Source organism: Bradyrhizobium sp. th-b2 (assembly GCF_000426785.1).
Taxonomy (GTDB): Bacteria; Pseudomonadota; Alphaproteobacteria; order Rhizobiales; family Xanthobacteraceae; genus Bradyrhizobium; species Bradyrhizobium septentrionale.
The window spans coordinates 94,732-106,413 of record NZ_AUGA01000027.1; the positions used below are offsets into that span (position 1 = coordinate 94,732).

Here is an 11,682-nt window from a genome sequence, read left to right on the forward strand (position 1 = left end):
CCCCCTACTCCCCCAGCACTGCATTCAGCCGGTCGCGCAGCGCGACGATCTCATCCTTCATCGCCAGTAACTCGCCGACCGTGCAGTCCGAGGCCGCGAGGATCGACTGCGGAACGGCCTTGGCCTTTTCGCGCAGCGCGTGGCCCTGCGCCGTCAGCGCGATCAGGACCTGGCGCTCGTCCTCGGTGCTGCGGGTCCGCTTGATCAGTTCGGCCGCCTCGAGCCGCTTGAGCAGCGGCGTCAGCGTGCCGGAATCCAGGAACAGGCGCTCGCCGAGGTGCTTCACCGGCACGTCGTCGCGCTCCCACAGCGCCAGCATCACGAGATACTGCGGATAGGTCAGCCCAAGCCGGTCGAGCAGCGGCTTGTAGACGCGGTTGAAGGCGTGTGCGGTCGAATAGACCGCAAAGCAGATCTGGTTGTCGAGCCGCAGCGCCTGATCCGCCGCCGTTGGTTTCCTGACCATGATTCCCATCGAATCCATCTCGTTTCCGGGTCATTCTGGGCTCACGGGAGCCGGGATTCAATTGCGAACAATTAAATGTGAGGCCGCATATTTTATATTGTGTGCAATCTAATTGCGTGTAATATATGCCTCGTCGAACACGAACTCAAGTCCACCGAAGTCCAAACCCAAGGGAGACCACCATGTCTGTGAACGTGCTCTACAAGACCAGCGCCAAGGCAACCGGCGGCCGCGACGGCCATGCGGCGACGCTCGACGGCGCGCTCGACGTCAAGCTCACCACCCCGAAGGAGCTCGGCGGCGGCGGTGGCGCCGGCAACAATCCGGAGCAGCTATTCGCGGCCGGCTATGCCGCCTGCTTCATCGGCGCCATGAAGTTCGTGGCCTCGCAAGGCGGCCCGAAGGTTCCCGCGGATGCCTCGGTGACCTCGACGGTCGGTATCGGCCCGCGCTCGGCAGGCGGCTTCGGCCTCGCCGTCGAGCTCGCCGTCTCGCTGCCCGGCCTTCCCCGCAATGAGGCCGAAGCGCTGGTCGAAAAGGCCCACCAGGTGTGCCCCTATTCCAACGCGACCCGCGGCAATGTCGACGTCAAGCTGAGCGTCGTCTAATTCGCCTTCCGCCCAATGGTCCGCCACATCAGCGTGGCGGACCATTGCATTTGAGCGGACTTTTTCATTTGAGGGCATTGCATTTCGAATGCCAGTTCGCTTGGCGAACGCAGGCGCGGCCCGCTGCATGGGCCTGCGCAGACGGGAGCATTGCTGCCCCGCGCGAAGACCGTTAGCTCTGGGACCTCGTTTTTGAGTCCCAACTGAGCGAAGGTTGCTTCCATGAATACCCCAGCGGTGACGGGTGCGATGACCGGACTGCGCTTGATCGATCTGACGCGCGTGCTCGGCGGCCCGTATTGCACCCAGATCCTCGCCGACCACGGCGCCGACGTGATCAAGGTCGAGCCGCCCGCCGGCGACGAGGTGCGCGACTGGGGCCCTCCCTTCCACGACGAAGACGCGGCCTATTTCGTCGGCATCAACCGCAACAAGCGCTCGATCGGCGTCGACCTCGCCTCCGAGGGCGGACGCGTCGTGCTGATGAAGATGCTCGAGACCGCCGACGTGCTGATCGAGAATTTCAAGCCGGGCACGCTCGACAAATGGGGCATCGGCAACGAGGTGCTGCGCGCGAAATTTCCGCGCCTCGTGCATTGCCGGATCTCCGGCTTCGGCGCCGACGGCCCGCGCGGCGGCAATCCCGGCTATGACGCGATCATCCAGGCGATGACCGGCATGATCGCGGCGACCGGCTCAGCCGAGAGCGGCCCGATGCGCATCGGCGTGCCGCTGGTCGACATCACCACCGGTCTCTATGCCGCGATCGGCATCCTGATGGCGCTGTCGGAGCGGCAGCGCTCCGGGCTCGGCCAGTTCATCGAGACCACGCTGTACGAGACCGGGCTTGCGATCATGCATCCGCACACCGCGAACTATTTCATGCATGGCAAGCCGCCGTCGCTCACGGGCAACGAGCATCCCAACCTCGTGCCCTACGCGATCTTCCCGACCAAGACCGACAACATCTTCATCGGCGTCGGCAATGACGGCACCTTCCGCAAGCTCGCCAAGGAAATCGGCAAGCCCGAGCTCGGCACCGATCCGCGCTTTGCCCGCAACAAGGACCGCATCGCCAACCGCGATGCGCTGCGGGCGGAGCTTGCCGCGGTGTTCAGCCAGCACGAGGCCGAGCCACTGTGCAACCGGCTGCTCGCAGCCGGCCTGCCGGCAGGCCCGGTGCAGAAGATCGACCAGGCGTTGACCAACCCACACACGATCCACCGCGGCGACGTCATCGAGAAGGATTGGTACAAGGGCGTCGCCTCGCCAATCCGCCTCGAACGCACCAAGCCGAGCCTGCGCCGCACGCCGCCGAAGTTCAGCCAGCACGCCGCGGAAGTGCTCGGCGAGTTCGGCTACTCCAGGGACGAGATCAGCGGCCTGGTTGAGAAGGGCGTGGTCTGCGGTCCCCAGCGCAAACGTTAATCCTCACGCCTGCTCTGCGGTGCAACGTCGCGTCCGGCGTTGCACCGCACGGACGCGGTCGCAATCTCCGCCTTTTTTACCGCTTCCCTTTGCTTCGGCTTCCCCCCTACCATGACTTTCGTTCATTTGAACGTCATCCGGCGCTGTTAACGCGCGCAACGAAAGATGGCGTTCCAACCGGGAGGGGTTTTGATGATCTTTCGACGACTCGGCGCTGCTGCGGCAGCCGCTGCCGCGCTTGCATTCGCGTCGCCTGCATTTGCGGTGACCGAGATTCAGTGGTGGCACGCGATGACCGGCGCCAACAACGACGTCATCGTCAAGCTGGCCAACGACTTCAACGCCGCGCAATCCGATTACAAGGTCATCCCGACCTACAAGGGCGGCTACGCCGACACCATGAACGCCGGCATCGCCGCATTCCGCGCCGGCAACGCGCCGCATATCATGCAGGTGTTCGAGGTCGGCACCGCGACGATGATGGCCGCCACCGGCGCCGTCAAACCGGTCTACAAGCTGATGGCCGATGCCGGAGAAAAGTTCGACCCCAGCGTCTATCTGCCCGCGATCACCGGCTACTACTCGACCTCGAAGGGCGAGATGCTGTCATTCCCCTTCAACTCGTCGTCGACCGTGATGTGGGTCAATCTGGACGCGCTGAAGAAGGCCAACATCGCGGAGATCCCGAAGACCTGGCCGCAAGTGTTCGACGACGCCAAGAAGCTGAAGGCGGCCGGCTACGCCACCTGCGGCTTCTCCGGCTCCTGGGTCACCTGGGTCAATCTCGAGCAGCTCTCGGCCTGGCACAACGTGCCGCTCGCCAGCAAGGCCAACGGCCTCGACGGCTTCGACACCGTGCTCGAATTCAACGGCCCGCTGCAGGTCAAGCACCTCGAGAATCTGGTCGAGCTGCAGAAGGACAAGACCTACGACTATGCCGGCCGCACCAACACCGGCGAAGGCCGCTTCACCTCGGGCGAGTGCCCGATCTACCTGACCTCGTCGGCCTTCTTCGGCAACGTCAAGGCGCAGGCCAAGTTCAATTTCACCGCGGCGCCGATGCCGTACTATCCCGACGTCAAGGGCGCGCCGCAGAACTCGATCATCGGCGGCGCCTCGCTCTGGGTCATGGGTGGCAAATCGGCCGAGGAATACAAGGGCGTGGCCAAGTTCCTGACCTTCCTCTCGGACACCGACCGCCAGATCTGGATCCACAAGGCTTCGGGCTATCTGCCGATCACCAAGGCAGCCTATGCCAAGGCCAAGGAAGAGGGCTTCTACAAGGACCAGCCCTATCTCGAGACCCCGCTGCTCGAGCTCACCAACAAGGAGCCGACCGAGAATTCCCGCGGTCTGCGCCTCGGCAACATGGTGCAACTGCGCGACATGTGGTCGGAGGAGATCGAGCAGGCGCTGGCCGGCAAGAAGACCGCCAAGCAGGCGCTGGACGCCGCCGTCGAGCGCGGCAACCAGATGCTGCGGCAGTTTGAAAAGACCGCCGTCCGCTGACATGATGCCTTCGGCATGATCCGGAAAAGTGCGAAGCGGTTTTCCGGAAAGATCATGCCCAAACGACGAGCTAAAGCGCGACGACTTATTCAACCTAATCTCGTCGCGCTTTAGGGCCATCCCCCGGCAGGCCGCAACCTCGCGGCCTGCCCTTTTTGCCGAGACCATGCAAAAGCAAGCGGTTTTCCAATCAAAGCTGTTGCCTTACGCGCTGGTTGCTCCGCAACTCGCGATCGTCCTGATCTTTTTCTACTGGCCGGCCGTGCAGGCGGTGATCCAGTCCTTCCTGCTGCAGGACGCGTTCGGCCTGTCCACCAGCTTCGTCTGGTTCGAGAACTATCTCGAACTGTTCAAGGAGCCGGCCTATTTCGCCGCGATCGTCAGGACCTTCGCGTTCTCGTTCGCGATCGCGGTCTCTTCACTGTCGTTCGCACTGTTGCTTGCAGTGATGGCCGACAGGCCGCTGCGCGGCTCGACGCTCTACCGCACGCTGCTGATCTGGCCGTACGCGGTGGCTCCGCCGGTGGTCGGCGTGCTCTGGGTGTTCATGCTGCACCCCTCGCTCGGCGTGCTGTCGCGCTATCTGCGCGGCATGGGCGTCGACTGGAATCCGCTGCTCAACGGCGACCAGGCGGCGGCGCTGATCATCCTCGCCGCGGCCTGGAAGCAGATCTCCTACAATTTCCTGTTCTTCCTCGCCGGCCTGCAGAGCATCCCGAAGAGCGTGATCGAGGCCGCCGCGATCGACGGCGCCCGTCCGATGCGACGGTTCTGGACCGTGATCTTCCCGCTGCTGTCGCCGACCATCTTCTTCCTCCTGGTCATCAACATCGTCTACGCCTTCTTCGACACCTTCGGCATCATCGATACCATGACCCGCGGCGGTCCGGGCAAGGCGACCGAGACGCTGGTCTACAAGGTCTATACCGACGGCCTGCTCGGCGGCAATCTCGGCTCCTCGGCGGCGCAGTCGGTCATCCTGATGGCCATCGTCATCGTGCTGACCGGAATCCAGTTCCGCTTCGTCGAACGCAAGGTGACCTACTGATGGTCGAGGAGGAAGGTTTTCAGCGCTATCTGGCTCACGCCATCCTGTGGATCGGGATCGCGATCGTTGCCTTCCCGGTCTATCTCGCGATCGTCGCCTCGACCCAGGACAACGCGGTCATCGCCAACGGCCAGATGTCGCTGTTGCCCGGGGGCCATTTCCTCGAGACCTACTACCAGACGCTGTTTGTCGGCACGAGCGGCTCGACCCGCGAGCCGGTGCTCAACATGATGCTGAACTCGCTGATCATGGCGCTCCTGATCGCGGTCGGCAAAATCGCGATCTCGATCATCTCGGCCTACGCGATCGTGTATTTCCGATTTCCGTTCCGGATGGCGATCTTCTGGATCATCTTCATCACCCTGATGCTGCCGGTCGAGGTGCGCATCTATCCGACCTACAAGATCGTCGCCGATCTGCATCTGCTCGACAGCTATGCCGGCCTGTCGCTGCCGCTGATCGCTTCGGCGACCGCGACGCTGCTGTTCCGCCAGTTCTTCATGACCGTGCCGGATGAACTGCTCGAGGCCTCGCGGATCGACGGCGCGGGCCCGTTCCGCTTCTTCTGGGATACGCTATTGCCGCTGTCGCGCACCAACATGGCCGCGCTGTTCGTGATCCTGTTTATCCTCGGCTGGAATCAGTATCTCTGGCCGCTGTTGATCACCACGCGCGACGACATGCAGACCATCCAGGTCGGCATTCGCAAGATGATCACCACGACCGACGCGCTGACCGAATGGCCGGTGGTGATGGCGACCGCGCTGCTGGCGATGCTGCCGCCGGTGTTCGTCGTGGTCGCGATGCAGAAACTGTTCGTGCGCGGATTGGTGGAGACGGAAAAGTAATGGCTAACGTCACGCTGCGCAGCGTCCGCAAGACCTATCCCGGCGGCTTCGAGGCCATCAAGGGCGTCGATGTCGACGTCGGCGACGGCCAGTTCTGCGTGCTGGTCGGTCCCTCCGGCTGCGGCAAGTCCACGCTGCTGCGCATGGTCGCGGGGCTCGAGACCATCACCGGCGGCGAGATCGACATCGGCGGCCGCGTCGTCAACCAGATCGAGCCGGCCGATCGCGACATCGCGATGGTGTTCCAGAATTACGCGCTCTATCCGCATATGAGCGTCTACAACAACATGGCCTACGGCCTGCGCAACCGCGGCATGGCCGAGACCGAGATCAGGACCCGGGTCGAGGAAGCTGCCCGCGTCCTCGAGCTCTCGCCGATGCTGGAGCGCAAGCCGCGGCAGCTCTCCGGCGGCCAGCGCCAGCGCGTCGCGATGGGCCGCGCCATCGTGCGCCAGCCGAAGGTGTTCCTGTTCGACGAGCCGCTGTCGAACCTCGACGCCAAGCTGCGCATCGCGATGCGGGTCGAGATCCGCAAGCTGCAGCGCCGGCTCAACACCACCTCGATCTACGTCACCCACGACCAGCTCGAGGCGATGACGCTCGCCGACATCCTCGTGGTCATGAATGGCGGCCAGGTCGAGCAGATCGGCAATCCGCTCAACATCTATCAGAGGCCGGCGACCACCTTCGTCGCCTCGTTCATCGGCGCGCCGCCGATGAACCTGATGCCGCTGCGCTCGGACGAGCTGAAGTCCCAGATCACCGGCGCCGACGGCGCCGGCATTGCTGGGATCCGGCCGGAGGATTTCGTCATTACCAACGAGACGGTATCCGGCGGCGTCGCGCTTGGCCTGACCGTCGAGGCGATCGAGCATGTCGGCGCCGAGACCTTCGTCTATGGCAGCCGCCAGCGCGAGCAGCAAAGCGTGGCCGCCAATCCCGGCGAGCTGCCGCCGGGCGAGGTGATCGTCCGGGTTCCCGGTGCTACCGGCCCCGCCATCGGCGAGCAGATCCGGGCTGTCGCCCCGCGGGACAAACTGCATCTTTTTACCGCTGACGGCCGCCAACGGGTCGGACAATAACCAATCGGGAAGGATTGGGAGCCATGCTGCGCGGCATTTACGCTGGTTTCAGAGGCGCTTGAACGCTATCCAGATCACTCCCATATTGGCTAGTGACCGACGGGCAAGCGGCCCGCCGGTTGCATGGGGTGCCGCAAGGGCCCCTCAAAGTCGCTTCGAGAGGACTTTGTAATGTCTCGTGTTCCATCGTTGTCCAGTCCGTTCCTTCTGGGATTCGACGAGATCGAGCGTGCGCTCGACCGCGTCGTGAAGGGCGCCGACGGCTATCCTCCGTATAACATCGAGCGGTGCGACCGTACCAACGGCCAGCCTGAGCGGCTGCGCATCACGCTGGCGGTGGCGGGCTTCACCCGCGACCAACTCGATGTGACCATTGAGGAAAATCAGCTCGTCATCCGCGGCCGCCAGCAGGACGACAAGGCTCGGCAATACATCCATCGCGGCATCGCCGCGCGCCACTTCCAGCGCACTTTCGTGCTGGCGGAGGGGATGCAGGTGCTGGGCGCGGATCTGAAGAACGGGCTGTTGTCGATCGACCTGGCCAGGCCAGAACCTGAGCGGGTCGTTAAGACAATCGCTATCAGTGAACACGAATAATAGAAACCAGGAGCGGACTCGACCGCTTATCTGACTGAGGAGTCGAGACCATGAGTGAAGCGAGTATCATCTACCAGTCCGACAGCGTCACGCCGGAAGCGCTGGCCCATCTGGGCGAAGGCCATATCGCCTATGTGAAGCAGGTCCGTTCCGAGGACGTGCCCGACCTCTTTCCGCAGGCGCCGAAGATCGCGCCGGGCCTCAAGCTGTTCGCACTGCATGCCGCCGACGGCACGCCGATCATGCTGACCGACAGCCGCGAAGCCGCGATTGCGAACGCTTGGAGCAACGAACTGCAGGCCGTCAGCGTCCACTGACGCTGCGCTGAATTCAGCATCCGCTGATACAATGCGCGGGCATGCCTCGACACCGGTCGAGGCGGCCCGCGCATTCTTATTTTTGGGCTCCGTCCTGCGGGTAGTTGCAGTTGTCACAACTTTAACGAAGCCCGCGGTAGGCTTCCCCGATATGACGCCATGGGTGCGCGGTGCCTATGATCAGTAGATCGTCTAACTGGGGTGTTCTGTTTGGCGGACTGGCCTCGCTTGTCGTCGCCTGCTGCCTCACTCTTGCTTGGTCGAGAGAACCCGGCAGCTTTGTCATGTTGCTGGTGCTGTTCGTGCCCGCTGTCACCATCATGGGCGGCATCGCCGGCGGATTTCTGTTCGGCATCGTCGGTTTGATCATTGCCCTCAACAGGCGTCGAATCGAGGCGTCACCGCTGAGTTATGCGCTGCTGGGAGGGCTTGTTTCCCTGGGAGTGCTGGTGCCATACGCGTCCTGGATAGCGGGCGGGATCCTTCCAGCGCTGCAAGGGCGGCAGGGTGTTTATGTGTTGCTTCCGACCGTGCTGCTACCGGTTATGATCGCGGGCCTCCTTGTTGGATCGAAAGTTGCCTCGGAGGAGAACGCGGACGCAAGGCGTGGCGCTCAGACAACTCCACCCCCGCTCGAAGGTGGGTCTCCTACTTGAGCCGCGGGCTGAGACTGGGCCGCGACAGGCGGCGGAACGCATCAATCATGTGACGATCCGCGTTGACGCGGCGAGCATCGGGCCCATGCACAGCTGCACCTCGCCCGGCACATTGTAGGTGCGCATGATCGCGCGGCTGTCGCGCGTGCCACAAGCCTCCCGCTGCACCACGAACATCCAGAGCGCGTGGCCGGCCTCCCGCACCAGAACGCGCCGCGCCTGCAGCCCGGATGCTGGCGCGCCCGTAGCCGGTTGCGCGGCATCGAACTCGCGCAATTTGGCTAGGGCTTGTTCCAGCGCACGCCCCATTCGTCCGAGTGCGGAAGCCTTCTCCTCGGCGAGCTCGTAAGTGAGGACGTCGAGGGGAGTACGAAAGCGAAAGTCGAGGGACATCGGTATTCCCTGGGGCCGCGTGCATGATGATGCGCCCCAGATTCTTCTGGCGTGATGGAACGGTTGTCAATAGGCGCTCACGCCGGTGCTTTAGGCAGCAGACCCATGCAGCGGCCTCATTTCGCTCGGCCCCATTCCATGCTGTAATCAGGCCTCGTGACCAACGCTCCGCGCAGTCCTGAGCCTCGAATGAGGCATCGCGATAAGGGGAATTTCCAGCAAGAGATTATTTGCCGCCAAATCGAATGAGGGAGATGCGACCATGCAGAAGAGCTCGCTGATGAGTCTCGTTGCTTCAGTGCCGATCGCCATCCTGGCAACCGGCATCGCGATTTCCGCGCAGGACAAATACACTCTGCAAGTGCCCGGTGGGCTCGCATTCTCCGAGTTCAGGGGATACGAGGACTGGTCCGTGATCGCGATCAGCGAGAACGAAGGCGTCATTGCCGTGATCATGGGCAATCCGGCGATGATCGGCGCCTACCGGGAGGGCGTGCCCGGCAACGGCAAGCCGTTCCCGGACGGCGCCAGGATGGCGAAGATTCACTGGATCCCGAAAAAGCAGGAAGCATATCCCGGCCAGCCGACGGTGCCTGGCGCCCAGCACGACGTCGACTTCATGGTGAAGGACAGCAAGAGATTCGCCGACAGCGGCGGATGGGGATACGGCGCGTTCGAGTATGACGCGGCGACCGATGTGTTCAGGCCCGCCACCACGGCGGACAATCCGCCGCAGGAAAACGACGCGAAGTGCGGCTATGCGTGCCACACGGTGGTGCAGAACCGCGACTACGTGTTCACCGAGTACGGAATGCGGTGAAAGGCCGGATTGCGCGAACCAACGCTCCGTCAGCCGTGCGCGGATATTCGGCTTCAGTTTCTCGCTGAACCGAAGTTTTCCGCGCTGATGGCGCGGTCCAGGGCTTCGATCAACGCTTGAACCTCGACGAACTTGCTGCGTGCCCGCTCCGCCTTGTCACGATCAAAGGGAGCGGCCAGCACTTTCGCATGTGTGTCCCTCTCCTCGATCATGCGATCGCGGGCCTTCTTCAGTGTTTCAAGTCGCTCGCTCATCCGGGTTTTCCCTTACATACCTTCTCGTTCGCAACCAGGGCTTCAGCCAAACGCAGCCGGAAGATCGCCCTTCCGGAAGAAGACCATGGGCTCATCATCATAGTCGCCCATTTCGGGATCGCCGGTGGACGAGAATGCAACGACGGCGAGCTTGCTCAAAGCCAGTCTCTCTGCTGTTCGCAGCGCGCCATTTGCCGTCTTGCAGACGATTGGAGAGTCGGGCTTCAGATGTCCGCCCTTGCCGGCGTTGAATGCCTGCACGACGTAGGTTGTTTCGCGGGCCATGATGGCTCCTTAAGCCGCCGAGAGACGCGGTTGATGCCAACGACTGCGAACGGCCGCGCTCAGCGTTTCATCGCTTCTATGAGCGCAGAAATCTTGATCGTGGCGAAACTGGAAAAGGTGTCGGACACGGCATATGGCAAAACGATCTGGTCATTGTGCCTCATCGCACCGCAGGTATAGACGACGTTGGGGACGTAGCCTTCGCGCTCGGACGGTTCAGGCCGCAACAACGGCTCACTTGAGCGCGCCAGCACCCTGGATGGGTCGCGCTTATCGAGCAGCGCCGCCCCGATCGAGTATTTGCGGACCGGGCCAACACCGTGCGTCAGCAGCAGCCAACCTTCATCAAGCTCGATCGGCGACCCGCAATTGCCGATCTGGACGAACTCCCAGGGAAATTGCGGCCGCAGAACGGCCTGACCGCCTTCCCATGTGTAGAGGTCGTCTGAATAGATCAGGTACAGGTTCTCGTTATCCTGTCGCGCGATCATGGCGTATCTGCCGTCGATCTTGCGCGGGAACAGCGCCATGCCCTTGTTGCGTGCCGCGGCGCCCCGCAAGGGCGTCAGTCGAAACGACATGAAATCGCTGGTCTCGATCAATTCGGAACGGATCGCCCGTCCGCTGTAGGCCGTATAGGTCGCGTAGTAGGTTTTTCGATCACCGTCGCTGAATTCAACAAAGCGCGCATCCTCGATGCCGTTGGATTGGGATTCGGTGATGGGAAAGATGACGCGCTCGCTGAGCTCTTCCTCACCCTTGAAAGTCAACTCGACACGCTCGCCATCCGGACCGGACATGCGATGGGAAATCCGAGGTAGCGAGGCGAGGCGAGCCGTCGGATCAACGGTCAGGCTGCCATCAGCAGCGATCGTTCCGGTTCGAAAAGTCAGTGACGACACGTGCCCTTCGCCGATCGCACGCAGACTGATGACGACGCATATGCCGCCGTTCGGCGCACTCGATTGATCGGGGTGCGGCACGATGCTGGGATTGAACAAGGCAGAGGCTTCGAACGAATACTCACTGAGAAAATAGGCGCCAACGAGCTGGCGCTGGGTCTTTGAAAAGACGCCATGCGTCGCGAACGCGTCTTCCATTTCATCCGCGCGGGCTTCGAAGGTCTCCAACAGGTTCCGATGGCGGCCCTGGAAATTGTCCAGGACGTCCGCGAGCTGAGCGGCAACGGCATCCGGATCGAGTGCGAGAACCCGATCGACGATATGATTTGCGCGTATTTTGTCGGTCGGATTCAGATCGCGCGGTTCGGTCGCCGGCTTGAACGGCCTCACGATGACCCGCGCGGGATCGGGGCGCAGATGAAGCGCCTGCCGATTCAGAAAAGTAGCTTGTGACACGGTATCCTCGGCT

Annotated in this window: 15 protein-coding genes; 10 read left to right on the forward strand and 5 right to left on the reverse strand. The window is 62.7% G+C overall.

Going from position 1 to position 11,682, the window contains the following annotated elements; translation table 11 throughout:
• Positions 1-4: 4 nt before the first annotated feature.
• Positions 5-466, reverse strand: coding sequence for a MarR family winged helix-turn-helix transcriptional regulator (locus K359_RS0129090; RefSeq protein WP_029082483.1), 462 nt, complete (start codon positions 464-466; stop codon positions 5-7).
• A gap of 182 nt (positions 467-648) precedes the next feature.
• Here K359_RS0129090 and K359_RS0129095 point away from each other — a divergent pair, with 182 nt between their 5' ends.
• The 9 genes from K359_RS0129095 to K359_RS0129135 all read left to right on the forward strand — a co-directional run bounded on the left by K359_RS0129095 (position 649) and on the right by K359_RS0129135 (position 8,559).
• Entirely contained in the window at positions 649-1,074 is a 426-nt protein-coding gene (locus tag K359_RS0129095) for an organic hydroperoxide resistance protein (RefSeq protein ID WP_029082484.1), read from the forward strand.
• A gap of 222 nt (positions 1,075-1,296) precedes the next feature.
• Positions 1,297-2,502, forward strand: coding sequence for a CaiB/BaiF CoA-transferase family protein (locus K359_RS0129100; protein WP_029082485.1), 1,206 nt, complete (start codon positions 1,297-1,299; stop codon positions 2,500-2,502).
• A gap of 192 nt (positions 2,503-2,694) precedes the next feature.
• Positions 2,695-4,011, forward strand: coding sequence for a sn-glycerol-3-phosphate ABC transporter substrate-binding protein UgpB (gene ugpB, locus K359_RS0129105; protein WP_029082486.1), 1,317 nt, complete (start codon positions 2,695-2,697; stop codon positions 4,009-4,011).
• 166 nt (positions 4,012-4,177) lie between these two features.
• Positions 4,178-5,059 (forward strand): sn-glycerol-3-phosphate ABC transporter permease UgpA, encoded by an 882-nt coding sequence (gene ugpA, locus K359_RS0129110; protein WP_029082487.1) that lies wholly within the window; start codon positions 4,178-4,180, stop codon positions 5,057-5,059.
• Positions 5,059-5,907 carry a sn-glycerol-3-phosphate ABC transporter permease UgpE gene (gene ugpE, locus K359_RS0129115; RefSeq protein WP_029082488.1) on the forward strand — a complete coding sequence of 283 codons (849 nt, stop codon included), beginning with the start codon at positions 5,059-5,061 and terminating at the stop codon, positions 5,905-5,907. The genes ugpA and ugpE overlap by 1 nt, the downstream gene beginning before the upstream one ends.
• The gene (locus K359_RS0129120) at positions 5,907-6,989 is read left to right on the forward strand and encodes a sn-glycerol-3-phosphate import ATP-binding protein UgpC (RefSeq protein ID WP_029082489.1); all 1,083 of its coding nucleotides are present in this window, start codon (positions 5,907-5,909) and stop codon (positions 6,987-6,989) included. The genes ugpE and K359_RS0129120 overlap by 1 nt, the downstream gene beginning before the upstream one ends.
• A gap of 171 nt (positions 6,990-7,160) precedes the next feature.
• Complete coding sequence (locus tag K359_RS0129125) at positions 7,161-7,586, forward strand: Hsp20 family protein (protein ID WP_029082490.1); 426 nt, start codon at positions 7,161-7,163, stop codon at positions 7,584-7,586.
• Positions 7,587-7,636: 50 nt separating this feature from the next.
• Complete coding sequence (locus tag K359_RS0129130) at positions 7,637-7,903, forward strand: DUF1150 domain-containing protein (RefSeq protein WP_029082491.1); 267 nt, start codon at positions 7,637-7,639, stop codon at positions 7,901-7,903.
• 284 nt (positions 7,904-8,187) lie between these two features.
• Positions 8,188-8,559 carry a hypothetical protein gene (locus K359_RS0129135; protein WP_029082492.1) on the forward strand — a complete coding sequence of 124 codons (372 nt, stop codon included), beginning with the start codon at positions 8,188-8,190 and terminating at the stop codon, positions 8,557-8,559.
• Between the two features lie 45 nt (positions 8,560-8,604).
• Here K359_RS0129135 and K359_RS0129140 read toward each other — a convergent pair whose 3' ends face one another.
• Positions 8,605-8,952: a DUF6665 family protein gene (locus K359_RS0129140; protein ID WP_029082493.1), complete on the reverse strand. Its 348-nt coding sequence runs from the start codon at positions 8,950-8,952 to the stop codon at positions 8,605-8,607.
• 262 nt (positions 8,953-9,214) lie between these two features.
• Between K359_RS0129140 and K359_RS0129145 the strand changes: the two genes are divergently transcribed.
• Positions 9,215-9,772 carry a cytochrome P460 family protein gene (locus tag K359_RS0129145; RefSeq protein ID WP_029082494.1) on the forward strand — a complete coding sequence of 186 codons (558 nt, stop codon included), beginning with the start codon at positions 9,215-9,217 and terminating at the stop codon, positions 9,770-9,772.
• A gap of 53 nt (positions 9,773-9,825) precedes the next feature.
• Here K359_RS0129145 and K359_RS0129150 read toward each other — a convergent pair whose 3' ends face one another.
• Genes K359_RS0129150 through K359_RS0129160 form a run of 3 tightly spaced genes read right to left on the reverse strand, consistent with a single transcriptional unit; the run spans position 9,826 to position 11,669 of the window.
• Positions 9,826-10,026: a hypothetical protein gene (locus tag K359_RS0129150; protein ID WP_029082495.1), complete on the reverse strand. Its 201-nt coding sequence runs from the start codon at positions 10,024-10,026 to the stop codon at positions 9,826-9,828.
• Between the two features lie 42 nt (positions 10,027-10,068).
• Positions 10,069-10,311 (reverse strand): hypothetical protein, encoded by a 243-nt coding sequence (locus K359_RS0129155; protein WP_029082496.1) that lies wholly within the window; start codon positions 10,309-10,311, stop codon positions 10,069-10,071.
• 59 nt (positions 10,312-10,370) lie between these two features.
• Positions 10,371-11,669 carry a glycoside hydrolase family 130 protein gene (locus K359_RS0129160; RefSeq protein ID WP_029082497.1) on the reverse strand — a complete coding sequence of 433 codons (1,299 nt, stop codon included), beginning with the start codon at positions 11,667-11,669 and terminating at the stop codon, positions 10,371-10,373.
• Positions 11,670-11,682 lie beyond the last annotated feature (13 nt).